Origin of the sequence: Nocardia sp. NPDC051756 (genome assembly GCF_040681495.1) — a bacterium.
Classification (GTDB): domain Bacteria; phylum Actinomycetota; class Actinomycetes; order Mycobacteriales; family Mycobacteriaceae; genus Nocardia.
In genome coordinates this window covers 305,590-328,374 of the sequence record NZ_JBFAYV010000007.1, presented here as the reverse complement: position 1 = coordinate 328,374, position 22,785 = coordinate 305,590, and the positions used below count along the sequence as shown (strand labels likewise).

Annotated in this window: 25 protein-coding genes; 17 read left to right on the top strand and 8 right to left on the bottom strand. The window is 65.8% G+C overall.

The window, feature by feature from the left end:
- Positions 1-88: 88 nt before the first annotated feature.
- Complete coding sequence (locus tag AB0M22_RS31625; protein WP_364734697.1) at positions 89-601, top strand: hypothetical protein; 513 nt, start codon at positions 89-91, stop codon at positions 599-601.
- Between the two features lie 28 nt (positions 602-629).
- Here AB0M22_RS31625 and AB0M22_RS31620 read toward each other — a convergent pair whose 3' ends face one another.
- Entirely contained in the window at positions 630-1,178 is a 549-nt protein-coding gene (locus AB0M22_RS31620) for a class I SAM-dependent methyltransferase (RefSeq protein WP_364734695.1), read from the bottom strand.
- A gap of 190 nt (positions 1,179-1,368) precedes the next feature.
- On the opposite strand from AB0M22_RS31620, the gene AB0M22_RS31615 reads away from it, so the two are divergent.
- From AB0M22_RS31615 to AB0M22_RS31560, 12 genes are all read left to right on the top strand, one after another.
- Complete coding sequence (locus AB0M22_RS31615; protein WP_364734693.1) at positions 1,369-2,223, top strand: AraC family transcriptional regulator; 855 nt, start codon at positions 1,369-1,371, stop codon at positions 2,221-2,223.
- A gap of 56 nt (positions 2,224-2,279) precedes the next feature.
- Positions 2,280-2,600 carry a hypothetical protein gene (locus AB0M22_RS31610; RefSeq protein WP_364734691.1) on the top strand — a complete coding sequence of 107 codons (321 nt, stop codon included), beginning with the start codon at positions 2,280-2,282 and terminating at the stop codon, positions 2,598-2,600.
- 118 nt (positions 2,601-2,718) lie between these two features.
- Complete coding sequence (locus tag AB0M22_RS31605) at positions 2,719-3,135, top strand: DoxX family protein (protein ID WP_364734689.1); 417 nt, start codon at positions 2,719-2,721, stop codon at positions 3,133-3,135.
- A 195-nt stretch (positions 3,136-3,330) separates the two neighbouring features.
- The gene (locus AB0M22_RS31600) at positions 3,331-4,005 is read left to right on the top strand and encodes a hypothetical protein (RefSeq protein WP_364734687.1); all 675 of its coding nucleotides are present in this window, start codon (positions 3,331-3,333) and stop codon (positions 4,003-4,005) included.
- 59 nt (positions 4,006-4,064) lie between these two features.
- Complete coding sequence (locus tag AB0M22_RS31595; RefSeq protein ID WP_364734685.1) at positions 4,065-4,553, top strand: ATP-binding cassette domain-containing protein; 489 nt, start codon at positions 4,065-4,067, stop codon at positions 4,551-4,553.
- Positions 4,554-4,780: 227 nt separating this feature from the next.
- Positions 4,781-6,238, top strand: coding sequence for a glutamine synthetase (locus AB0M22_RS31590; RefSeq protein WP_364734683.1), 1,458 nt, complete (start codon positions 4,781-4,783; stop codon positions 6,236-6,238).
- Between the two features lie 50 nt (positions 6,239-6,288).
- Positions 6,289-7,074, top strand: a complete 786-nt coding sequence (locus AB0M22_RS31585; protein WP_364734681.1) for a 2OG-Fe dioxygenase family protein — start codon at positions 6,289-6,291, stop codon at positions 7,072-7,074.
- Positions 7,071-7,484 carry an adenosylmethionine decarboxylase gene (gene speD / locus AB0M22_RS31580; protein WP_364734679.1) on the top strand — a complete coding sequence of 138 codons (414 nt, stop codon included), beginning with the start codon at positions 7,071-7,073 and terminating at the stop codon, positions 7,482-7,484. The genes AB0M22_RS31585 and speD overlap by 4 nt, the downstream gene beginning before the upstream one ends.
- Entirely contained in the window at positions 7,481-7,906 is a 426-nt protein-coding gene (locus AB0M22_RS31575) for an ester cyclase (RefSeq protein WP_364734677.1), read from the top strand. Before speD ends, AB0M22_RS31575 begins: the two co-directional genes overlap by 4 nt.
- 3 nt (positions 7,907-7,909) lie before the next feature.
- Entirely contained in the window at positions 7,910-9,139 is a 1,230-nt protein-coding gene (locus AB0M22_RS31570) for an aminotransferase class V-fold PLP-dependent enzyme (RefSeq protein ID WP_364734675.1), read from the top strand.
- 2 nt (positions 9,140-9,141) lie between these two features.
- The gene (locus AB0M22_RS31565) at positions 9,142-10,569 is read left to right on the top strand and encodes an MFS transporter (protein ID WP_364734673.1); all 1,428 of its coding nucleotides are present in this window, start codon (positions 9,142-9,144) and stop codon (positions 10,567-10,569) included.
- A gap of 104 nt (positions 10,570-10,673) precedes the next feature.
- Positions 10,674-11,390 carry a GntR family transcriptional regulator gene (locus AB0M22_RS31560; protein ID WP_364734671.1) on the top strand — a complete coding sequence of 239 codons (717 nt, stop codon included), beginning with the start codon at positions 10,674-10,676 and terminating at the stop codon, positions 11,388-11,390.
- 19 nt (positions 11,391-11,409) lie between these two features.
- Here the strand turns inward: AB0M22_RS31560 and AB0M22_RS31555 are convergent, their stop codons facing one another.
- A complete protein-coding gene (locus AB0M22_RS31555; RefSeq protein ID WP_364734669.1) occupies positions 11,410-12,300 on the bottom strand; it encodes a LysR family transcriptional regulator in 891 nt (296 codons plus the stop codon).
- 130 nt (positions 12,301-12,430) lie between these two features.
- On the opposite strand from AB0M22_RS31555, the gene AB0M22_RS31550 reads away from it, so the two are divergent.
- Positions 12,431-13,675 carry an MFS transporter gene (locus AB0M22_RS31550; RefSeq protein ID WP_364734667.1) on the top strand — a complete coding sequence of 415 codons (1,245 nt, stop codon included), beginning with the start codon at positions 12,431-12,433 and terminating at the stop codon, positions 13,673-13,675.
- Between the two features lie 226 nt (positions 13,676-13,901).
- Here AB0M22_RS31550 and AB0M22_RS31545 read toward each other — a convergent pair whose 3' ends face one another.
- Positions 13,902-14,633, bottom strand: a complete 732-nt coding sequence (locus AB0M22_RS31545) for an alpha/beta hydrolase (protein ID WP_364734665.1) — start codon at positions 14,631-14,633, stop codon at positions 13,902-13,904.
- A 380-nt stretch (positions 14,634-15,013) separates the two neighbouring features.
- On the opposite strand from AB0M22_RS31545, the gene AB0M22_RS31540 reads away from it, so the two are divergent.
- Positions 15,014-15,583 (top strand): hypothetical protein, encoded by a 570-nt coding sequence (locus tag AB0M22_RS31540; protein ID WP_364734663.1) that lies wholly within the window; start codon positions 15,014-15,016, stop codon positions 15,581-15,583.
- Between the two features lie 137 nt (positions 15,584-15,720).
- Here the strand turns inward: AB0M22_RS31540 and AB0M22_RS31535 are convergent, their stop codons facing one another.
- The gene (locus AB0M22_RS31535; RefSeq protein WP_364734661.1) at positions 15,721-16,287 is read right to left on the bottom strand and encodes a TetR/AcrR family transcriptional regulator C-terminal domain-containing protein; all 567 of its coding nucleotides are present in this window, start codon (positions 16,285-16,287) and stop codon (positions 15,721-15,723) included.
- A gap of 66 nt (positions 16,288-16,353) precedes the next feature.
- Here AB0M22_RS31535 and AB0M22_RS31530 point away from each other — a divergent pair, with 66 nt between their 5' ends.
- Entirely contained in the window at positions 16,354-17,601 is a 1,248-nt protein-coding gene (locus AB0M22_RS31530; RefSeq protein WP_364734659.1) for an FAD-dependent monooxygenase, read from the top strand.
- Between the two features lie 11 nt (positions 17,602-17,612).
- Here the strand turns inward: AB0M22_RS31530 and AB0M22_RS31525 are convergent, their stop codons facing one another.
- The 4 genes from AB0M22_RS31525 to AB0M22_RS31510 form a co-directional block, all read right to left on the bottom strand.
- Positions 17,613-18,005, bottom strand: coding sequence for a VOC family protein (locus AB0M22_RS31525; protein ID WP_364734657.1), 393 nt, complete (start codon positions 18,003-18,005; stop codon positions 17,613-17,615).
- A 90-nt stretch (positions 18,006-18,095) separates the two neighbouring features.
- Positions 18,096-18,869, bottom strand: coding sequence for a TIGR03084 family metal-binding protein (locus AB0M22_RS31520; RefSeq protein ID WP_364734655.1), 774 nt, complete (start codon positions 18,867-18,869; stop codon positions 18,096-18,098).
- 121 nt (positions 18,870-18,990) lie between these two features.
- Positions 18,991-20,109, bottom strand: a complete 1,119-nt coding sequence (locus tag AB0M22_RS31515; RefSeq protein WP_364734653.1) for a serine hydrolase domain-containing protein — start codon at positions 20,107-20,109, stop codon at positions 18,991-18,993.
- Between the two features lie 54 nt (positions 20,110-20,163).
- Complete coding sequence (locus AB0M22_RS31510) at positions 20,164-21,030, bottom strand: helix-turn-helix domain-containing protein (protein ID WP_364734651.1); 867 nt, start codon at positions 21,028-21,030, stop codon at positions 20,164-20,166.
- Positions 21,031-21,220: 190 nt separating this feature from the next.
- Between AB0M22_RS31510 and AB0M22_RS31505 the strand changes: the two genes are divergently transcribed.
- Positions 21,221-22,774, top strand: a complete 1,554-nt coding sequence (locus tag AB0M22_RS31505) for an acyl-CoA carboxylase subunit beta (RefSeq protein ID WP_364734649.1) — start codon at positions 21,221-21,223, stop codon at positions 22,772-22,774.
- Positions 22,775-22,785: the final 11 nt, after the last annotated feature.

Genomic DNA, 22,785 nt, shown 5'->3' with positions numbered 1-22,785 from the left:
TAGAGCTGGTTAATGAGGACCCGCCTGCGTCGCCGGGAACCCGACACCGATCGATCGGTGGATTTCTCAGGGGAAAGGAACGAACGCAATGACAGATACCCTCGTCGATCTCACCCCCGATGGTCAGGTCGCGCGGCCCGCTGCCCGGCTACAGCCGGCCAGGAACGGTAGAGTTTCGAGTGCCGGAAGTGTTTGGCGTGACGCCAAAACCGTTCTGGTGACCCGAGTTACCGGCCCACGGCAGTTGACCGCGGTGCCGCGACTGGTCATTCCCATCGGCGACACCCAGCTTGCCTTCCGTGTGTCGTCGCAGTCCGACGAAGCCAAGGAGTTGGCGCGCGACGGACGGGTGCTCGTTCAGCCCGGCGACCGGCGCGGCAACCCAGCGCTCGGCTCGCATCAGCGGCAAGGCCAAGCCCAGTTGGTGACCGCGGGATCGCTGCTGCCCCATGTGGAGTCGGAGATCGCCGCGAAGTACCGATGGCGAATTCCCGTGGCGCGCTTCGCTCATCGCCTCGGCCACGGCGATGCGCCCTACGCGGATATCGTCGTTCTCGTGACTGTGGCCGAGCCGAGCCCGACACCCATGTTGCCGCGCTGATCCGACCGCGCGTACCTGGATAGCCCTGTCAGCTGGGACGGGTGGCGCGGTAGTAGGTGACTCGGCCGACGAGGCGATGAGGTTGGGACGCCACCACTTCGCAGGTGAAGCCCGCTGCGCGGAGGAGCCGCGGGATGGTGTCGCCGACGTTGTCGGGGATCACGCGCTCCAGCAGCCTCCGCTGCGCCCCGAAGCCGCCGCCCTTGATCAACGCGCCGCCCACGTCGAGCAGGTGTAGCTGGCCGCCGGGGCGTAGTACTCGCCATGTCTCGGCGGCGGTCGCTGCCTTCACGCCGGTGTCCAGGTGGTGCAGCATCAACGCCGAAAGAACCCGGTCGAATTCGCCGTCGGCGTACGGCAACTCCTGGGAGTAGCCGATCTCGAAGCGAATCCCGTTCAACTCCTCAGCTTTTCGCTGTGCACGGGCCAGCGCGCGTGGGTCGGGATCGGAGCCGATGATGTCGGCGCCGGGGCGGGCACGCTTGGCCTTGATGGTGAGATTGCCGGTACCGCAACCGATTTCCAGCACGCGGTGATCATCGCGGAGGTCGGCCTGGGTGACGAGCCGGTCGTGCATTTCGGGGTGCCGAACAGTCGTGAGATCAAATCGAAACTCGGCAGCGCCGCGTGCAGGCCCGCGGCGGGCAGGTAGTCGTGTCGTTCGGGGGCGGCATCTGGAGGATATTCGGTCATAACTCTCATGATCAAGCCGAGTTCGCCAACATAATTGGCAGATTATCGGCGAAAGTAGGACTATCTTCGGTGCCATGCCCGAGGCTTCCCGCCCGGTCCGGTACCAGGCCGGCGTTCCGGTACACGGCTACCGGACCGACCCGGCGAGCTTGCCCGTGTCGGTGTGGCGGCTGGCAGCCCACGAGCTGGCGGGCGACATCGGCCCGCACATTCACGACTTCCCGGCGCTGTTGTATCTGCACCGGACCGGCGAGGTCTACGTGGTCGCCATCGGCCATGTGGTCGACCGCACCACGGTGTCCACGGTCGACGAGGCATTCGCGGTGTTCTTCGACCCCGCGGCATTGGGCGACGACGGACGGGGACCGTGGCCCGCCTGGTGCGCACACCCGCTGTTGTTCCCGTTCGTTCACGGCACCGCTGGTGGAGTACTGCGACTGCGGGTGCCCGAAGATCGTCGCGGTCTGTGGCTGGACACGATCACGGCGATCGACAACGAATCGACACATCGCCAGATCGGCCATCGGCAAGCGGCGCAAGCACATCTGACGGTCCTGCTCATCGATGTCGCGCGCTTGGCCGGCGACGTTGTCGGGGACCTGCGCCGCAGCAACGAGCCCATGCTCGCCGCGGTCTTCGACATCATCGAACAGCGCTACGCCCAATCCCTGTCGCTGCGCGACGTCGCCCGCGCGGTCAGCATGACACCCGGACACTTGACCACCGTGGTGCGCCGTCGAACCGGGCGCACCGTCCAGGACTGGATCACCGAACGCCGCATGGCCGAGGCCCGCGCCCTACTCGCCGACCCCGACCTGCCCATCGCCGAGATCGCTCGTCGCATCGGAATGCCCGATCCCGGCTACTTCGCGCGCCTGTTCCGCCGCAACCACGGCATGGCGCCGCGACGCTGGCGCAGCCAACTCTGAGCGAGGCTCGGGTGTGTCGGACTGACCGCCCGGCCCGGTGCAACCATCATGGGGGCATGGCGAATGACGAGATCCCCGACCTGACGGACGCCGAAATCGGGGCTACCCTGCGCCCCATCTACGCACCGACGCGTGAACGCGCCCGCATGGCAGAGATCGCCGAACGCCTGCGCCATACCACCGACCCGGACGAGCTCGCCGAACGCAATCGCGCCGGCACCCGCCTGGCCGAGCTGGACCGCCAGATCTGCATCATGTCGCGGGATGCCCTCGACCGAATCGGACTGTGGCACGCGGCCGGAATGATCGATGCGGCGCTCGAAGCAGCCGACCAGGAACAGAACGACGCCGACGAGGTGCTGCCAGGCTCCGACTGAATCTGCCGCTCGGTCGCCGGATGTGCCGAGCCGTTCCGATCTCGCCCTGAGCCGACTCGAACGTCCCGCGCGGCCGCGGCTCGTGTCACATTTCTGGCCGCGCGGCGGTCATGGCGGTATGGCAATTGCGCACACCTGGCCCGGATGGGTCGCGACCGGCTTCCTTTGGTTCCTCGCCCTCGAGTTCATGATGGGGGCGGTGACCAAATTCTGGCCTGGGCCAACGTTTTTCGGGCCCGCGTACGCGATCAAGTTCGCAGACTGGGGCTGGCCCAGCTGGTTCCGGTTCGTCGTCGGCGGCATCGAGGGAGTTTGTGCTCTGCTGCTGGCGATTCCGTATCATGAGGCGCGATTCCTCGGTGCCATAGCGCTCATTCTGGTGCTGATCGGTGCCGTGGTCACCCACGTGATCAACCACCACGGGGTCAAGGAAAGTGTCGCGGCTCCAGTGCATCTGGTCGTCATGGTTGTAGTAGCTCTCGCCACCTGGCCGGCGCAGTGGACGGACGTGCTTCGGCCTGGGTCGTGGTCCTAGCCGAATGTCATTGCGGGTGAATAGGATTCCCCCACCGTTTTCGATGCGGGCCGATCGCCGGGCGGGCGCAATCCCCAGTTCTCCGGGCACGAATCCCCAATGGATCTCCGGGTAGGGTCAGGTGCACTGTGATTCTTTGCCGGGGGAAAGGCGAATTCGCGAATGAATACTTTCAGAGGCTTGTCGATGATATCGATGGCATTGGTGGTTGTTGGATCGCTCTGTGGAGCGGGCCCGGTCGGCGCCGACGTGGGGCAGTCTCCGGAAAGCCCGCAGGCACAAGAGATTCCGCACGTCGAGGGGTCGAGTCAGACCCGCGTATCGGCACCTGAGCCCGGAGCCGCCCCTGCGTATACCCAGGACGGCGTGGACTGGTACCCCGCCCAGTGTGCCGCCCGCTGGTACGGCAGCGAGCTGAAAGCGGGTTGGATGGATTGGTGCTACCAATGGGGAGAAGCCAAGTATCCGGGGCAGGGCGCGCATTTCTTTGTCATCAAGCACTATGCGACGTGCGGAAATGACAGGTCCGATTTTATGGTCATCAAATGCCGGATCGGGATGGGGAATTTTCGGCCGAGTGCGTTCTGGCAGGACTGGTCGCCGAGGGGCGACATCACTGCCTCCGCGTGTCCTTCGTCGGTCTCGTTGTCCGTCGCGGTCGGCCCGGTCAGTGTAGGCGGCTCCTTCAACGCCTGCGAGAAGCTGAAGATGGCCAAATCCAATCCGGCGGTGGGCTATTCGCTGACGTGGGAGGGTGCTGTGCATCGTGGCGATTTTCGGGAAGTCTCCTACATGATCTCGCTGGGAAGCCAGGCGGCCGGGATGGGCATGGATGTCGACAAGTACATCTACGAAATCGTGGACCGCTGACTCCGGCCGCCGAGCGCGCCGGCACGAGATGCGCCAGGTTCGTGGACGCCTGATTGTGCGTGGCGGATCTCTCGTTCGTAGGGCGTGGCGGTTTGCGCTGCGCCCTTTCCGAAGCCGGTTGTCCTGAGGTCGTCGTCGCCTGGGATGCTGTAGGTTACGTGCCGCAGGAGGGCGTGACCGCGTTCGAGCCCGGAACGACGGTCGGCGCACAGTTGCGGACGGTGGCGCAGCACCACGGAGCGCGGAGTATCGAGCGGGCTTGCGCCGCAGCGCATTACCCGGCCTACGCCCTGGATCTGTTGCCGCAGCAGAATTCCGGTGGCCAGATTCAACGCGCCGCCCTTGCCGCGGCCTTGCTGCCTGCACCGCCCATCCTCATCGCCGATGGACCTACCAATTCTCTCGATCAGGAAACCGCCTATGCGGTTTGGAAATCGTTGCGCGCCATGCACGAAGGACGGATCCGGGCCGCGGGCTCGACCGCGCAACTGTCCGAGTCGGCAGATGGTTACGTTCGAACATTGCTCGAGTCCAGCTCGAAGATCTGAATACCGCTCGGTCATAACATGATCCGGCAACACCCGGCAACCCCTGAATAGCACGGGCACGCGCGGGCACAATAGCTGCGCGTGAAGCCTTGCGGAACCCAACACCAGGTGTAAAAATCTATTGGATCCTGGATCCAATTTACAAATCGGTTGGTATGCAGGGCAATCCGACCACCCCCGTCCCGACGTTGAACACTGCGTTGAGGCGTGACCGAAGGGGGGAACCTGTGGACATCGACGCTTTTCTGTCCGAACCAGGCCGTAGTGACGCCGTCAACGACGTTCGAAAGTTGATCGACCAGCTCGACATTCAGTACATCTACGTGCAATTCGTCTCGGTCACCGGCCGCGTCGTCGGCAAAGGCATGCCTGCCGCCCGCTGGGAAGATCTGGCGACCCGCGGCGTCCAGATGGTGTACGGAGCGGTGGCCAATGTCGCCACCGACCGGCGCGGCCGCTACCTCGGCTACGGCCCCGAGGCCTCGGAGCTGATCGCGATACCGGAGCCGGAGACGTTCGCCCAACTACCCTGGGACGGCCGGGTCGCGCGGGTCTTCGCCCGGCTGTTCCGCAATCGGGAGGAAGCCGAAAATCCCGGCGCCGCACTGTCTTCGGACTGCCGCGGCAACCTGGCCCGGCAGCACGCGGCGTTCGCCGAGCGGCACGACATGCGGCTGCGGGTCGGCACCGAACCCGAGATGATGTGGCTGCGCCGCAACGCCGACAACGAGCTGGTCGGCGTATCCAAACCGTACTGCTACCACGTGGATCAGCTCGAGGAACTGCGCGACATCAGCCTGCGCGTGCTGACCTACGGCCGGGCACTGGGATTGGACATGATCCAGGGCGACCACGAGGACGCACCGGGCCAGCTCGAGCTGAATTTCCGGTTCGACGACCCGCTGCGCAATGCCGACCGGCTGATCACCTATCGGCAGATCTGCCGTCAGGTGGCCCGCGAATTCGGCGTGATCGCGTGCTTCATGACCAAGCCGTTCGCTGGTCTGTCGGCGTCGGGTTGCCATCACAACCTGTCGCTCTGGCGCGGTGGCGACGACGAGACGGTTCCGATGGAAACCGAGACCACCTTGCCCGGCGTGCGGCGCTACCGTACCGGCGGCGTGAATCTGCTGACCGGCGACCGATCGACGGGCGCGAATCCGTTGCAGCTCAACGATATCGGTCAACGCATGGTCGGCGGGGTGGTCACCCATCTGCCCGCGCTGACCGCGCTCGCCGCCTCGACGGTGCATTCCTACCGCCGCCTGTGGGACACCGGCTTCTGGGCGCCGCTGACCGCGGGCTGGGGTTTTCAGAATCGGACGTGCGCGGTCCGGGTATCGGCGCCCGACCGGGTCGAATATCGCACGGCCGATTCGATGGTGAACCCCTACCTGATGGCCGCGGGCCTGCTCGCCGCGATGGACGACGGCCTGGCCAACAACCTGGATCCGGGCCCGCCGTCGAGCGCCAACAGCTACGACAGCACGCCGGACCCGCAACCCACCCTGCCGATGAATCTCGGTGCGGCACTGACGGCATTGGACCGGGACGAGGTGCTGCGCGCGGCGCTGCCCGGCGACATGTACCGGGTCTACACCGCGCAGAAACTCGACGAATGGGAACGATTTCTGGCCACGACCAGCGAGTGGGATTTCGACTTCTATCTCGACTACGTGTCGTGACCTGTCCGCTCGGTATCGACACCGAGTGGCGAACATAGAAGAGGATTACGATGACGCCTTCAATTCGAACCGAACTCTTCGGTACGTTGCCCGTCGACCGCTTCCGCGACGATCCGGTGGTGATGCTCCCCGGCCGGTCGACGGCGGATCTCCCGCCGGATATCGTCGCCGGATTGTCGGAGCTGACCGTGGATTTCGATGATCTGGCCGACGACCGCTGGCTGCAAACGGAATATTCCTTCCGGAAACGCCGGTTCAGTCTTTTCTCGGTGGACACCGTCGAGCGCCGGATCGAGCAGCTGGAGCACCGGGCCTTCTATCAGGAGGAGAAGGTCAATCCGTATGCGGGCGGATTCGAGCGGAAATTCGAGCCGCTGGCCGAGCGAACGACGGAGAACCCCTTCCTGCATCAGCTGATGTGGGATGTCCTCGCGGTACTTCCGCCGGAGCGGGTGAGTGCGTCCCGGCACTGGGAGATCGGGGTGCATCTGATCCGGATCGTGGCGCTGCCGGACAAGCCGGGATATCCGGCGCCGGAGGGCATGCACCACGACGGGCACGCCTTTACCTCGATTTCACTGATCAATCGGGTCGATGTCGCGGGTGGGCGCAGCCTGTTCGCCGATCTGGATCGCGTGGTGTATCGCAAGCTCGAATTGGAGACGCCGATCGACACGGTGGTGTTCGAGGATCCGCGCTGCCTGCACGACGTGACCCCGGTGACCGTGGCCGGCGACGCCGCCTTCGCCAGTCGCGACGTCTGTGGCTTCTCGCTGAACCCGCTGCCGATCGAATCCCGCACCGCCCGGCTGGCCGCCGCCGAGCAGGCCCGATGACCGAAATGGCCACCGCCCCTACACCACAGCTGCGGGCGGCGGGGACCCATCTGCTCGTCGATCTCATCGGGGCGAGCCGCCTCGACGACCCCGCGCTGACCGAGCGGGTGCTGCGCGAATGCGTCCGGGCAACGAATGCCACGCTGCTGTATGTCTACGTGCATCATTTCGGTGGCGCGGGCGGCGTGACGGGGATCGCGGTGCTCGCGGAATCGCATATCAGCATTCACAGCTGGCCGGAGCACGACTTCGCCGCGGTGGACATCTTCACCTGCGGCAGCACCGACCCGGAAATAGCGATCCCGGTGCTCGAAGCCAACTTTCGGCCGAAACGGGTCACCGTGCAATGGTTGAAACGTGGTCGTTCGGCGTTCACGGCCGACGGCCGGTACTCGAAGGAGAAATCATGACAGAGACCGGAAGTCGCCGCGAAATCATGCGACATGTGTACGTGGACATCTGGATCGGTGAACTCTGGAACAAGGGCGACCCGGCGGGTAGCCGCATTCTGTCGGAGAACTTCTTCGACCATCGGCCCATCGACGACTTCCCGAATACGAAAGACGGACACGTCGCCATGGCGATCGACTGGCACCAAGCCTTTCCCGACCTCACCTTCGATATCGAGGAAGTGCTCGTCGACGGCGACAAACTCGTTGCCCGATACAACTCTTCGGGAACACACACCGGTGTGCTGTCCGGAATTGCCGCGACCGGGCGTCCGGTGTCGCTGTCCGGGATCGACATCATGCGATTCGACGCGGACAACCGGCTTGCGGAGTGGTGGCACAACGAGGACATGTTCGGTCTGATGCAGCAAATAACGGAGTAGCACATGGAGCAGCGCCGATACTTCGAACAGCTCGACGCCATCGATCCACTGCGGGATATCCGGGCGCAGTTCGATTTGCCCGACGACCGCGTATTCTTCAACGGAAATTCGCTGGGGCCGCAACCGCGCGAGACCGCGCAGCGGCTCGACGAGGCCATGCGGCGGTGGCGCGACGATATGAACGCAGGCTGGTGGGACCACCAGTGGTTGCGGCTGCCGACGCTGACCGGCGATCGGATCGGCGGCATCCTCGGCGCGGCTCCCGGCCAGGTCGTGGTTGGCGAGTCCACCTCGGTCAACCTGTTCAAATTGCTGTGTGGCGCTATGGAATTGCAGTCCGCGAGCAAGCGGTCGGTGATCCTCACCGACCTCGGCAACTTCCCGAGCGATCTCTACATCGCCGATGGTGTCACCCGCTACGTCCACCGGCAGGCGACCGTGCGCCGGGTGCCCGTCGACGAGATCATCGATGAGATCGACTCGGACGTCGCGGTGGTGACGCTCAGTCACGTCGATTACCGCACCGCACAACTGCTTCCGATGCGCCGGATCAACGAGCGGGCACACGAGGCCGGAGCGCTTGTGCTGTGGGATCTTTCGCACAGTGCGGGCGTCGTGCCGCTTGAATTGGACGCCGCCGGTACCGATCTGGCGGTCGGGTGCGGTTACAAATACCTCAACGGCGGACCCGGTGCGCCTGGGTACATGTACGTCGCCCACCGGCTGCTGCCGCGCTTCGAACAGCCCGTCACCGGCTGGCTGGGGCATACCCGGCCGTTCGACTTCACCGCAGGCTATCAACCGGATCCGGGCATCGCTCGACTGACCACCGGCTGCCCGCCGCTGCTCAGCCTGCTCGCCTTGGACGAAGGCGTCACGCTCACCGCCCGAGCCGATCCCGCGGCGGTACGCGCCAAATCGGTGGCGCTCAGCGAGGAGTTCATCGCTTTGGCCGGCGCCCGGCTGGCCCGCTACGGTGTCGAGGTGACCGGACCCGTCGACAGCGCGCAGCGCGGTAGCCATGTGTCCTTGCACAGCGAATCGGCCGAGCGCCTGGCGAAAGGCCTGGCGGCTCGCGGTTTTCATCTCGAACTACGCCCGCCGGACCTGCTGCGTTTCGGGCTGGCGCCGCTCTACATCCGGCACGTCGAGGTGTTCGACTGCGTCGCCGCGATGGAACAACTGCTAGCCGAGGAGACCGCCGACACCGGCCGGCACGCCCCGCAGAAGTGACGGTGCCGCCGGAGCGGATTCGAACGGCCGAGCCGCCGACAGTTGCGACCCTCCCCGGTTCGCGGCGACGCTGGCTGGCGCTCGCGGTCGTCCTGACCGGGCAGTTCATGGCGTCGATGGACACCACCGTCGGCAATATCGCCGCGCCCTCGATTCAGCAGGACTTGCGGATCGAGCCGGGCACCGCCGCGCTGGCGGTCGCGGCCTACACGCTGATGTACGCGAGCCTGCTGATCACCGGCGCGCGACTGGGGTCCGATCGCGGCCGGCGACGGCTGTTCCTGATCGGGATCACGGTGTTCACGGTCAGCTCCATCGCGATCGGCTCGGCGCCCAACGCGATCGTGCTGATCGGTGCCCGCGCCGTCCAGGGTGCCGGCGCGGCGATGGCTGTCCCGCAGGCGATTTCGTTCATCCAGGCGGATTTCACCGGTACCGCGCGGACGCGGGCGCTGGCCGCCTACGGTGCGATGATTTCCTTCGGCGCCACTGCCGGACTTGCCTTGGGCGGCGCGCTGATCAGCCTCGACCTCTTCGGGCTCGGCTGGCGGATCGTGTTTTTGATCAATCTGCCGGTGGGCATCGCCGTGCTGCTCGGTGCCGCCCGGCTGCTGCCCGAGATCGCGGTCTCCCCACGGCAACTCGACCTGGCCGGAGTCGGGCTGCTGACCGTCGGCGCCGCCTCGATCACCGGCGCGCTCGCGCTCGGCCCGGACACCGGGTGGACCTGGCTGGGCTGGGCGGTCGCGGCGCTGGGTATCGCGGTGCTCGTGGTGTTCGTCGCCTGGCAGCGAATGCAATTGCGGCGTAATGGTTCACCGTTGCTCAACCTGCGCATCATGGCGGTGCCCGGTATGCGGCCGGGGCTGATCGCCTTGCTGCTGTCGGGGACGACGTACACCGGGGTGCTGTTCTGTGTGGCCGCCGATCTCCAGGACCATCATGGGCACAGCGCCGCGGCGGCGGGAATCGCGCTGGTGCCCTTCGCGATCGGGTTCGGCGTCGGCTCGGCGCCAGGATCGCTGGTGCCACACCGGCGACACCTCACCCTCACGATCGCGGGTCTCGGGGTGCTCGGTGGCAGCCTGATCCTGCTCGGCGCGATCGAGCACGGCGACGGCCTGCACACCGCATCGGCCGTAATGCTGCTGGCGGCGGCCGGTTTCGGCTATGGCGCCTGCTTCACGCCGTTGCTCGGATTGACCGTGGCGCACGTTCGCCCGGACCAGGTGCCGGATGCGACAGGGATCGCCACCACGACGTTCCAATTCAGTTTCGTCCTCGGCGTCGCGGTCTTCGGCAGCCTCTACACCTCCACGTCCCTCGCGCACGCGCTCGCAATAATGGGCGCGCTCGCGTGCGCCGCGATCGTCCCGGCCGCAATGATTCGCCCCGCAAATAACTTTGGGAGACAAACGAACAACGCATGACGATGCGGAAATGTTGCCCGCTCGGGCCGGGAGTGTTAGAAAATAACTGGATCATGGATCCACATGCGGCGAACACTCCAGCATAGGTAGGCGGCACCGTTCGGATGAGCGCACGACACAGACCGATCATGGCTGCGCTGGGGCACATTTCCGTACCGCAGACGCATTCCCGGTCGATTATCGAGTCGACTCTCGCGGAAGCAATACTGAATGGAACCATTCGGCCGGGAACGCCGTTGCGCCAAGAGGAGCTCGCCGAGGTTTTCGGGGTGAGTCGTATGCCGGTGCGCGAGGCCTTGATTCAGCTGGAGGGAAAAGGGCTCGTCCGGTTGCAGGCGGGCAAGGGTGCCGTCGCGATGCACATCGACCCCGCCGACCTCATGGAAACATATGACGTCCGGCTCATCATCGAACCCGCCGCGCTGCGCTTATCGATCCCGCATCTCACCGAGACCGATATCACGGAAATCCGCAGCCACGTCCGCGATATGGAATCGGAAACCGATGCGCCCACCGTGGGACGCCTGAATACCGAGTTCCACATGGCGCTCTGCCGGCGAGCCACCAACTATCGATTGCTGAAGCTGGTGCGCGCGGCGCTGGAAGAGGAGGAGCAGATCATCCGGCTCCATCTGACCGCGCTCGGGGCCGACGCGCTCGGTCAGCCCGATCATCGCGCGCTCGCCGACGCGGCCGCGGCCCGAGATGCGGTGGCGGCGACCGATATTCTGCATCGCCACATCACCGCGGCCGCGGCCACGCTGCGGGACTACCTGAGCGTGCGCGAGAGTGCTGTGCCGGTAGCCCTTTCGAACAAATAGTCGGCTGGCGGCATGGGGATCAGTTCTCCAGCGCGTCGAGCACCATGGTCGTCAGGACCTTTGCCGCCGTTCCGAGTTCCCGGTCCCGTGGTGCGGCCAGGCACATGCGCCAGGTGAGGCCGCTGCTCGCGGTGAGGGCAACGGATCGGATCGTCGAGTCCGCCCGGGCGTAGGCCTCCGGCAGGATCGCGATGCCGAGCCCCTGACGCACGTAGTCGGCGACGACGCTGCCATCGCCCAATTCGATGGAGACACTCCTGGTCAGGTCCGCTGCGGCGAAGGCACGGTCGACCACGGCCCGGCTGCCGAAACCCTGCGCCAGGTCGGCGAACGTCTCGCCCTCCAGTTCTTCCAGTCGCGCGGAACGTTTTTCGGCGAGCGGGTGGGTGGCCGGGACGAGCAGCCGCATCGGGAAGGACCGCAGTTCGGTCAGCCGGAGCTTGCGGGCGAATGGGCCGGGATCGGAAAGGATCGCCAGGTCCAGTTCTCCGGCGACGACCGCGGCGGCGAGTTCTTGTGAGCCGCCGGCGCGGTGGCTCAACCGCAGCCGCACCTCGGGGTGTTCCGCGTGCATTCGGCCGAGTACCGCGGGCAGGTCGAGCCAGGGCACCGACGCCATCAGCCCGAGTCGGATTTCGCCGCCGATCGTGCCCCGGACGCCGTCGATCGCATCGATCGTCTCGCGCACGCTGTCCAGGATCGTCCGGGCCCGGGGGAGGAGGACGGTCCCAGCTTCGGTCAGTGCGACTTCACGGGAGGTGCGCCGGAGGATCTCGGTGCGGAGTTCGCGTTCGAGCGTCTTGATCGCCGCGGAGACCGCCGACTGCACCACGTGCAGCCGGGCGGCCGCCCTGGTGAAACTGCGTTCTTCGGCGACGGCGACGAAGTACTCGAGATGCCTTAGCTCCATCGGTCAACTATCTCAAAAAGTGATAGCTAGCAGAAGAATGAATCGTTGGACGTGAACGTTCGCGGACTCGACCATGGAATCGGCGGGGCCAGTCGGACCGCCGCGATTCCGCAGAAAAGAGTGCAACGCGATGACGACTGTGTCCCTCGACCACCGGGAGAAGTCCGCCGGACAGCCGGACTCCGGCCGGCACAACACCGGCTTCTGGTTGGTGACCGTGGCCTTCTGTGCGGCGATGGCGTTCTCGACGGTGCCGACGCCGCTGTATCCGCTTTACGCGCGGCAACTCGGGTTGTCTGCGTTGACGCTCACCATCGTCTTCGCCGTGTACGGCGTCGGCGTGATCGTCAGTTTGTGCATGGTCGGGCACGTGTCGGACTGGATCGGCCGGCGGCGGGTGCTCACCCTCGCGCTCTCGATGGAGGTGCTGGCCGCGGTGGTGTTCGTCCTGCCGCCGCAGTTGCCGCTGCTGATCGCCGGGCGGCTGATCACCGGGTTGGGTGTCGGTGCGATCACCGCGACGGCTACCGCGTATCTGCACGAGCTGCACGTGCTGGCTCGGCCGCGGGACGGTGCGAAACGATTCGAAATCGCTTCTCCGGCAGCGAATATCGGGGGACTCGGGGTGGGTGCGTTGGTGGCGGGCGTGCTCGCGGAGTGGGCTCCGTGGCCGTTGCGGACGTCGTATGTGGCGTTCGCGGTGTTCATGGTTCTGGTGATCGCGGTGTTGATCCGGTTCGTTCCGGAGACCGTGTCCGTGCCGCGGTCGCTGCGACCCGCTTACCGTCCGCAGCGCGTGTCGGTCGTCGGCTCCAAGCTCGGCTGGGCGGTTGCGGCGGGCAGTACCTTCGCGGCGTTCGGGGCGTTCGGTCTATTCGCCTCGCTTGCACCGGTTTTCCTTGCCGAGACGTTGGGGCAGTCGTCGCGGCTGTTGGCCGGTGGGGTGGTGTTTCTGGTGTTCGCCAGTGCGCCCGTCGCCCAGCATGCGGCCATGGCGTTGCCGGTGTTGACCCGGCTCGTGGCGGGATTGCTCGGTGCCATCGTCGGGCTTGGCGCGTTGGTTGCCGCCATGCTGGCGGGCAATCTGGTGCTGTTCCTGGTCGCCGGCGTGGTGAGCGGTGCCGGAGCCGGTGTCCTGATCCAATCCGCGGTTGCCCGCACCGTGCGTGCGGCTGCCGCGGCGAATCGGGGTGAGGCGGTGGCCGGACTATTCCTGATCGGCAATGCCGGGTTGATCATCCCGGTGGTCGGGATGGGCATCGCCACCCAATTCGTCGACACCCGGATCGCGATGGCAGGTTTCGCGGGTGTGCTCATCGCCCTGCTGATCTGTCTCGCCGTGGGGACTCGTGGAATGCGCGGCGCCGCAGCATGATTACGGGACTCTCCGGCGGCATCTACCGGATGGCAGACCTCGAACTGACCCGGATGGTTACGGCGCAATGCAACTCGCCGACCTCGACACGATCGGTGTTGGGGCGGAACATCTTTGATCGAATGTTCTGAGTTCAACGCGCCGCCCCGGCCGGCCGGTACCGGCGAGTTGCCGGTACCGATCGCGGTCGGGGCGGTTGTGCATCAAGCGATCTGACGCTTCGGCCCTACCTCAGGTGCCGAGCGAAGAACCGGTTCGCTTCCTCGCCGGCGAACGCTGGAACGCCGGTGTGCCCACCCATGTTGGCGTGCAACGTCTTCTCCTTGGAACCGAAGGCGTCGAACAGATCCAGGGCCATTTGCCGGTCGTTTCCTTCGTCGTCCCACTGCAACAGGACATGCAGCGGAATGGTGACCTGCCGGGCCTCCTCGAACGTGCTGCGCGGAACGTAACTTCCGGCGAACAGCACGGCGGCCGAGATACGTGGCTCGACCACCGCCAGCCGGACGCCGATGGAGATCACCCCGCCCGAGAACCCGACCGGCCCGCCGATCTCGGGCAGCGCGAGGAGCGCGTCCAGAGTGGCCCGCCATTCCGGGACCGCCTGTTCGACCAGTGGGTGGATGAGCCGGTCGACGATCTCGTCGGTGACCGGCTCCCCGGCCCCGATTGCCCGGCGCAGGTCGGCGCGGGCCTGCTCGGCCTCGGCGGACTTGGGTCGGTCACCGCTCCAGGGGAGTTCGATGGTGGCCGAGGCGTAGCCCTCCGCCGCGGCCTGCCGGGCCCGGCCTGCCAGTCGGGGATACATCTTGTCCAGTCCGCCGGGATGGCCGATCAGGATCAGCGGAGCCGGCTCGGACACGGATCCGGGCGTCCACAGGATGCCGGGAACCTCGCCGAGGGTGAATGCGCGCTCGACAACGCCGTCATCGAGAAGCTGTTCGGAAGTGAATTGCATGGTCGTGCCTTTCGGGAATGCGCTCGAACGGCGCTCCCGGACGACCTATCGCCCTACCGTGGCCCCAGCGGGGAGCACCCATGTCAATACTGCGTTCACAGGTACCACCTCCTCGCTCTCCAGCCCGGTCCCCAGAAAACTAGCAGCGCGCGCCGCAGTCCGCCAACGGATTTAACGAGGGCCCGCTCCGGTGCTCGCCACCCGCTGTGGAATGGGCTTTGTCCTTAGATCTGAATCCTGTTGACCGCCATGACGAAATCCGGTCCGGACAGCACTCCGGCATCCGGTTGCGGGACCGAACCCGTTGGCGCGAACGATGGCTTGGGCATCGGCCCGAGGCGATTTGTTCGGTGTGAGCTGCGACACGTATGGTGCCTGTCATGTCCAAGCAACATAAGTTCGCCATGTCCGTGGTGGCTGCTGTGACCACAGTCGTTGCGGCCCTGACGGTTCTGGCGCCATCGGCCTCTGCTGACAGCCAGCACGGGGAGTTGATCCGGGTGCCGCTGCCGGAGGAGTACATGGATACCCCTAACCACAAGTTCAACATCCAGAAGGAATTCAAACTACAGGAAGCCTTCTGCACTTCGGAGAATTTCGGGCAGGACGTGCTGGACGCACTCGATCGCGCGTACCGCGGCGCGATGCCGGTGTACTTCGGCACCGAGGAGGAGTTCGCCGACCCCATCAGTGATGTCCGCAGGCAGATCCTCGGCACTGACGAGCTGACGAACGATTCGCGAAAAGCCTTGTGTGCGAAGGGCGTAGCGGACAAGTATTACGAAGCTCTGCGCAAACGAATCGTCGAAGTAGGCGTGTTTCCGATCGAGGACGTCCGCGATGCCCGCGGTGACAAGCGGGAGCGGCAGATTCACTACCTTTGGAAACTTCGAACGGGTGAATTTCGGGATCTCCTGTCGAAGTGGCTCGATCCTTCCTTCACCATCTGACGAATCGCCGCAGCTGAATGAGCCCGCGCTCGGAACGGCATCGCGGGTTCGTTCGGTGGTAGCGCCTGATGCCGGGCGAGCGGACATCCTTGCACGACCAATCCTGCACTTCTGCAACGGAATCGACGGTTGAGTATCTACTTGTGCTCGAGGCGGTGGGTCAATCCGTCGAGGATGAGGTTCAGGCCTGCTTCGAAGGCTGACTCGTGGTCGATCTTCGGGATGTCGGGTGCGGGTTCGTCGAGTCCGGTGTCGGCTTGCTCTTCCAGCACGGAGCCGACGGTGAACCGGCTGGCGGTCAGCATGGCGATCTGTGCTTCTTGTTCGGGTAGGCCGGATTCGAGTAGGAACGCCATCTTCTGGAACAGCTGGTCGAGGCCTGCTCCGTCTGGCCGGCTGCCGGAGTGCAGCCGGGCGCCGTCGCGTCGCAGCAGCAGTGTGCGGCGGAAGCTGCGGGTGTTCTCGAGGAACCACTCGCGCCAGTCGTCGCCGGGTGTCGGGAGGGGTGCTGCCGCGTGGGGGGCCATCGCGGCCTCGGCCATGGCGCTGAGCAGGTCTTCCTTCTTGCGGAAGTGCCAGTAGAGCGAGGGTTGTTCGACGCCGAGGCGTTTGGCCAGCTGTCGGGTGCTGACGGCGTCGAGCCCGACCTCGTCGAGTAGATCGAGCGCTTTGGCGATGACGGTGTCCCGGTTGAGCTTGGCCATATTGACAATCTATCAGTGATAGGTGATTGTTGATATTGCCTATCACTGATAGATTGGACTGAGGACATGGCATCTGATTCGAAATCCCTGGAAATCCTCATCTGCGGCGGCGGGGTCGCCGGGCAGGCGCTGGCCTACTGGCTCGTGCGCGGCGGTCACCGGGTGGTCGTCGTCGAACGCTTCCCGGCGCTGCGCGCCACGGGTGCGCAGGTCGACCTGCGCGGGCAGGGCATCGAGGCGGTCGAGCGGATGGGTCTGCTCGACGCGGTCAAGAGCAAGCTGGTGGACGAGGCCGGCGTCGCGTTCGTGAACGGTCGGGGTCAGCCGCGCGGCACGATCATGGCCAACACCTCCGGCCAGGGCCGGCAGACGCTGACCTCGGAGTACGAGATCATGCGTGGCGACCTGGTGCGCCTGCTGCACGATGTGACGAAGGACGACGTGGACTACGTCTTCGACAAGAGCGTCGAGCGGTTCGAGCGGGTCGGCGAACGAATCGTCGCCCACTTCTCCGACGGTACGTCCGGCGAATACGATCTGCTGGTCGGCGCGGACGGGCAAGGTTCGCGCATTCGCCGGGCCATCCTGCCCTACGGTTCGCCGGATCCGTACTGGCCGGTGGGCATCCACATGGCCTACTGGTTCGTGCCGCGCATCGCCTCCGACAGCAACATCCGCGACACCTACCACGCTCCGCGCGGCCGAATGATCATGCGCCGCAGCCACAATCCGACCGAGACCCAGGTCTACTTCATGCTGCGCGAAACCTCCGCGGAGGTCTCGGCCATCCACCGCGCGCCGGTCGAACAGCAGAAGTTGTTCTGGGCCGAGCGTTTTCGCGACGCAGGCTGGCAGGTCGACCGATTCCTCGACGGTATGCGGACGACCGAGGCCTTCTACTCCCAGGAGGCTTTGCAGGTCCGCACGGACACCTGGTCCAAGGGACGCGTCGTGCTGGTCGGCGACGCCGCGCACTGCGCCTCGCCCTACAGCGGCATGGGCATTTCCGGTGCTCTGGTCGGCGCCTACGTCCTGGCCGGCGAAATCAACCGCAACCCAGGTGATTTGCCCGCCGCCCTGGCCAATTACGACACCACCCTGCGCCCGTTCGTCGACGAGATCCAGGCCACCGTGAAACCGCGCCTCCTACGCCTGGGCATGCCCACCCACCAACTCGGCATCGATCTGTTCCACACGCTGACCGCCACGGCCTGCTACCTCCGCATCCCCGAAATCCTGGCGAAGCGTTCGAAAGAAGACCGCGGCGGCGACTGGCAGATCCCGGAGTACCCGGAATTCGCCGAAGCCCACTGAGCTGAAACGGATTACGGCTTCCGCTGCTCGCGCAGCGAGATCCGATTGCCATCCGGGTCGGTCGCCTCGATCCGGACCCCGAACGGATAGTCCTCGGGTTCGGCCCCCTCGAAGGTGACGCCACGCTTGCGCAAGACCTCGAAATCCTTGCGCAGATCATCGGATTCGAGGATGAGTGGCCCGGGCACGACGCGCCCATCCAACTCGGCCGGCTGTCCCGCGGCCGCCGCGTGCGACCACAGAATGATCTCCACCGCGCTGTTGGGTACCCCGACGGCAAGGAACCGCCCGTCGGGCCCCGAAAAATCGATCCGCTGCTCCAGGCCGAGCGCCTCGGTATAGAACCGCAACGCACGATCCTGATCGGTGACATACACCGTCACGTACATGATGTTGGTCAGCATCCCGTTCTCCACTCCAGTCAAAGGTGTGACGACCGTTCGTATTCGGCCGTCACACCTATGACGAGCGCCGGCGGGAGAAGCTAACCGGACTCAGAGGGAGGTGCGGGAGATTTCGAGCCACTTCTGGGCGTCTGCGCCGATTGCGGTGAGGCTGGTTTTGGCCAGAGGGCGGCGTTGGGTGACGCGGAGGCAGAAGTCGAGGGCGCTGCCTTGGACTCGTTGGTCGGCATCTTCCGGGCCCCAGGCCCAGGGTTCGCCGTCGGGGCCGGTCAGTTCGACGCGGAACGGCTCTGCCGGAGTGGGTAGTTCGGCGGCGTAGAAGGACAACTCCCGGCCGAGGATGCCCAAGTAGGCGATGTGGCGGAGGCGGCTCGTGGGGCGGCGCGAGACTCCGACGGCGTCGAAGATGTCCTGCCCGTGCGCCCAGGTTTCCAGCAGTCGAAGGGGCACCATGAGCGCCGCGGTCAGCTCCGAGTCGTACCACGGAAACGCTTGGCCCGGTGCGAGATCGCGCAGCGCCGCCGCCACCTCGATTCGACCGGCACGCCACTGTTCGAGCAGTTCCGCGCGCGGTTTCGCCGCGCCCGCGGCGGCGTCGAGATCCCGGTATCGGGGACCTTCGGTCTCCGCGTGCTTCAGTACGGCGTCGAACGCGTCCGGAGTACGGATCGCGATGAGCACGTTCTCGTCGGCCGAGGCGAGATGGGCGATCTGGTGCGCGATCGTCCATCCCACCGCCGGCGTGTCCTTGGACCAGTCGGCCTGCGCCGATACCAGCGCGTCGAGTTCGTATCCCTCGGACACCAAGTCGGGCAGAGCAACCTCTAGCTCGACACCGGACATGTCGAAGCCGTAGTCCAACATCCAGTACACCTTCACACGCGTCGACAGCGATGGGCTGGTCCGCCCAGCTCCCGAGCCTATGACCGCCGGCTAGGGCCGGCAAACACGCTGACCTGCGGGGTTACGGAAAACTGACACTCGCTCAACCACCCAGCGCCAGCTGGACGAACGCCTGCAGCGCGTGGTCGATGGGGTGCGGCTGCGGTCGCTGCGTGGCATCGATCCGATTCCACCGTTGCAGGTTCACCGCGACCGACATCTGCCGCCTGCCGTCCGCACTGGTCATGGACATCGCACCGCCACCCCAGACGGACCCGTCATGCCCCCAGTACACACCGTGCCCCTGCACCGTCAGCTTGTGCAGCCCGAGACCGTATTCGATGGTCTTTCCCTCGAACGAGATCACCGGGACCGTGCGCTGCATCTCGGAAAGCGCTGAGCGGCTGATGATTTCACCGGCCAGCAGCAGGCCGAAGAAGCGGTTCAGGTCCGTGACGGTCGAAATCAGCGACGCCGCCGGCCCCACCCAGGACATGTCGAAAACGCTGAAATCACGTGGCGGATCGAACATGCCGAACCACGCCTCGTAGTGCATCGAGTGCGGTCCGTCGAGATCCGGTCCGGTGGGCAGCTCGGTGTCGCGCAGCCCGGCCCGCTCGATGACGTTGCGGGTGATGCAGTCCTCCGCGGACGTGCCGGTCACCAACTCCAGAAGTTGGCACAGGAGAAGGTAATTGGTGTTCGAATACACGCCGGGGGAGCCACCGGGGTTGCCGGTGGCGGCCGCCGCGACGCCCAATTCGATCAGCTCGGTCGGATGAAACTTGGTGAACCTGTTGTCCGCCAAGCTCTTCGGCGTCGTTTTCGCCACGTTCGGGAACGCCGCGAGCGACGGATAGGCATACGGAAGGTATTCGGCGAGCCCACTGGTGTGGTTGATCAACATCCGCACTGTGATCGCCGCGCCCCGGTCACCGGGAACGAGTTGCGGCAGGTAATGGCCGATCGGTGTATCGAGCGCGATCTCACCGTTGTCGACCTGCTGCAACACGGCGGCAGCAGTGAACGTCTTTGTGACGCTGCCGACCCTATGCCGCATATCCACCGTCACAGGCCGCCCGGTCGCCAAGTCGGCGAGTCCGGCTGCGCCACGCCAGATTTCATCGCCGTCCCGCACTTCGGCGAAGGCCCCGGGCATGCCCGCGTGCTGAAGGTTCTCCAGCGCGGTCTGTAGTTTCGCGGGATCAAGGGTATCGGTCACGGCGGGTGTCCTCTCACTGTCGACGGGTGCCCGTTCGCACCCGAAGTGACACCACTATCGACCGGCGGCACCCGCCCGGTATTGGAAAAATTTCCCCCACGCCCGGTACCGATGCTGGGCGATCGTCGGCAGGTAATGCGCGGTCAGCGCCCCTGGCGCACGGTCGGCGAAGATCGTCACATCCCGGCTCAGATGTGCCTGATCGGTGTACCCGCAGTCCGCCGCGACGTCGGCGGCGGCCCGTCCCGCCAGCAGACCGTCGACCGCGGACCGGAACCGAACCAGCATCGCCGCCCGCTTCGGCGCCAAACCGATCTGCGACTCGAACCGGGTCAGCAACCGCTTGTGACTCCACCCGACGGTTTCGGCGAGCGCGCCGATCCGCACCTGACCACCCGAGCTCAGTATCCGATCCCAACCGGTGAGCACCTCCGGATCGGGCACCCGAATCGGCCGGTCACATTGCGCCAGAAACGATTTCGTCACCGCGAAACGCTCGTCCCAGTTCTGGGCGTCCGCGAGCCGCTCCCGCAGCCGCCGAGCCCGCGCGCCCCACAGATCCTCCAGATCGACCGCGCCTCGCCCCAAATCGGTTGGGGCGATACCTAATAGCGAATACGCCTGAATCGGCGACAACCGAACCTCGATGCACTCCGCCTGCTCACCACGCAGACGCATCGCCTCGACCGGAAGCCCGACCGCAAACCCGCCGAGCGTCCGCCGCCCGGACGCATCGTCGACGACCAGCCCACGCCCGCCGAACTCGATCAGCACGGTGATCGCCGCGGTCCCGGCCACCCGGAGATCCACCCCGGCCCCGCCCGTATCGCGGTACCCGATCATCGCCCCACCCAGCGGCGTGGCCACGGCCGGACCCGCGAAATCCCACTCCGCGTCGCGCCCGATATGCACAGCTCCCACCCGTTCAGGCTACGTAACCGGAAGAGCACCGCACAGGCGCATTTGCCCCGCGCGCGAGCTGTTCGGAAACCCATACCGGGGACGCCCCGACTGTGACCTGTCCCGCATATGGCGATCGAGTACCCGTTCCGGTGTCCACACCGCTTAACGTCGCCAAGGCACGACAGTTGGAGGGAAGGTGGCGGCGAGCGTGGTTGAAACCCAGGCGAAGCTCGATGAATTGGTCAAGATCCTGGCGATCGCTACGGAACCGGCAGGTGAGGCCGGTATTGCCAAGCGGGAGAAGAAGGGCATCCCGAGTGTCCGCGAGCGCGTGCACATGCTGCTCGACCCAGGGACGTTCATCGAGACCAGTGCGCTGGCCCGTCAGCCCGATACGAAGGACGCCCTCTACGGCGATGGACTGGTCACCGGCCGCGGATTGATCGCCGGTCGTCCGGTGGTGGTGATCGCCCACGACCAGACCGTGTACGGCGGGTCGGTCGGCATCACGTCCGCGCGCAAGTTCATGCGGGCGCTGCAACTCGCGTTCGACAACGCCTGCCCGGTCGTCACGATCAACGATTCCGGCGGCGCGCGCATCCAGGACGCGGTCGGCTCGATCGCGTCGTTCGGTGACATCTCCCGGGTGCTGGAGAAGCTGTCCGGCTATGTGCCGCAGGTGTCGATCATCCTCGGCAAGTGCGCCGCGGGTTCGGTGTACGGGCCGATCAACACCGACGTGCTGATCGGCACCAAGGATTCCTACATGTTCGTCACCGGCCCGGAGGTGATCAAGGCCGTCAACGGCGAGGACATCTCCGCAGAGGCGCTCGGCGGTGCTGAGGTGCAGGCCAAGCGCGGCACCCTGCACCACGTGGCCGACACAGAGCAGGAAGCCTACGACTGGGCCCGCCGGTACCTGAGCTACATGCCGACCAGCTGCCTCGAACAGCCGACGGTCGTGAATCCCGGTCTGGAGCCGGAGATCACCGCCAGCGATCGGGAGCTGGAGAAGATCGTCCCGGATTCCGATCGCACCGGGTACGACATGCACGAGATCCTGCTGCGGATCTTCGACGACGGTGAGTTCCACGAGGTTCGCGAGGCGATGGCGCCGAACCTGATCACCGGATTCGCCCGCGTCGACGGTTATCCGGTCGGCGTGATCGCCAATCAGCCTTTGGTTCTTGGTGGTTCGATCGACGCGAACTGCTCGGACAAGTCGACCTACTTCATCCGGCTCTGCGACGCGTTCAACATTCCGCTGGTGTTCGTCGTCGACACCCCGGGCGTGCTGCCGGGGCTCGAGCAGGAAGCCAACGGCGTGATCATCCGCGGCGGCCGGGTCCCGCGCGCGATCATCGAGGCCACCGTGCCGATCATCAACCTCGTGGTGCGCAAGTCCTACGGCGGCGCTTACGGCATGATGGCGGCCCGTCAGGTGGGCGCCGACATCAGCTTCGCCTGGCCGACCGCCCGGATCGCGGTGATCGGCGCCGAGAGCGCGGTCGACCTGATCGGCAAGCGGCAGCTGGCGGCGGTGCCGGCCGAGCAGCGGGCGGCCGCGCGCGAGTTCATGGTCAACCACTACAACGAGACCATCGCCACCCCGTGGATCGCGGCCGAGCGCGGCTACATCGACGCCGTCATCGAACCCGCGCGCACCCGCTTGGAGATCCGGCACGCGCTGCGCCTGCTGCGCGACAAGCCGCCGGTGAAGCCGGAGTTCAATCCGCGTAAGCACCCCGTGTACCCGATGTAAGTGCGGGTTCG

Bases quoted from the DNA above. Each gene is read 5' to 3' on its own strand.
- AB0M22_RS31570 (WP_364734675.1), top strand. From the start codon at position 7,910: ATGGAGCAGCGCCGATACTTCGAACAGCTCGACGCCATCGATCCACTG.
- AB0M22_RS31585 (WP_364734681.1), top strand. From the start codon at position 6,289: ATGACGCCTTCAATTCGAACCGAACTCTTCGGTACGTTGCCCGTCGAC.
- AB0M22_RS31600 (WP_364734687.1), top strand. From the start codon at position 3,331: ATGGCATTGGTGGTTGTTGGATCGCTCTGTGGAGCGGGCCCGGTCGGC.
- AB0M22_RS31530 (WP_364734659.1), top strand. From the start codon at position 16,354: ATGGCATCTGATTCGAAATCCCTGGAAATCCTCATCTGCGGCGGCGGG.
- AB0M22_RS31625 (WP_364734697.1), top strand. From the start codon at position 89: ATGACAGATACCCTCGTCGATCTCACCCCCGATGGTCAGGTCGCGCGG.
- AB0M22_RS31620 (WP_364734695.1), bottom strand. From the start codon at position 1,178: ATGCACGACCGGCTCGTCACCCAGGCCGACCTCCGCGATGATCACCGC.
- AB0M22_RS31575 (WP_364734677.1), top strand. From the start codon at position 7,481: ATGACAGAGACCGGAAGTCGCCGCGAAATCATGCGACATGTGTACGTG.
- AB0M22_RS31560 (WP_364734671.1), top strand. From the start codon at position 10,674: ATGAGCGCACGACACAGACCGATCATGGCTGCGCTGGGGCACATTTCC.
- AB0M22_RS31525 (WP_364734657.1), bottom strand. From the start codon at position 18,005: ATGCTGACCAACATCATGTACGTGACGGTGTATGTCACCGATCAGGAT.
- AB0M22_RS31610 (WP_364734691.1), top strand. From the start codon at position 2,280: ATGGCGAATGACGAGATCCCCGACCTGACGGACGCCGAAATCGGGGCT.
- AB0M22_RS31605 (WP_364734689.1), top strand. From the start codon at position 2,719: ATGGCAATTGCGCACACCTGGCCCGGATGGGTCGCGACCGGCTTCCTT.
- AB0M22_RS31540 (WP_364734663.1), top strand. From the start codon at position 15,014: ATGTCCAAGCAACATAAGTTCGCCATGTCCGTGGTGGCTGCTGTGACC.
- AB0M22_RS31535 (WP_364734661.1), bottom strand. From the start codon at position 16,287: ATGGCCAAGCTCAACCGGGACACCGTCATCGCCAAAGCGCTCGATCTA.
- AB0M22_RS31615 (WP_364734693.1), top strand. From the start codon at position 1,369: ATGCCCGAGGCTTCCCGCCCGGTCCGGTACCAGGCCGGCGTTCCGGTA.
- AB0M22_RS31550 (WP_364734667.1), top strand. From the start codon at position 12,431: ATGACGACTGTGTCCCTCGACCACCGGGAGAAGTCCGCCGGACAGCCG.
- AB0M22_RS31520 (WP_364734655.1), bottom strand. From the start codon at position 18,869: ATGTTGGACTACGGCTTCGACATGTCCGGTGTCGAGCTAGAGGTTGCT.
- AB0M22_RS31555 (WP_364734669.1), bottom strand. From the start codon at position 12,300: ATGGAGCTAAGGCATCTCGAGTACTTCGTCGCCGTCGCCGAAGAACGC.
- speD (WP_364734679.1), top strand. From the start codon at position 7,071: ATGACCGAAATGGCCACCGCCCCTACACCACAGCTGCGGGCGGCGGGG.
- AB0M22_RS31545 (WP_364734665.1), bottom strand. From the start codon at position 14,633: ATGCAATTCACTTCCGAACAGCTTCTCGATGACGGCGTTGTCGAGCGC.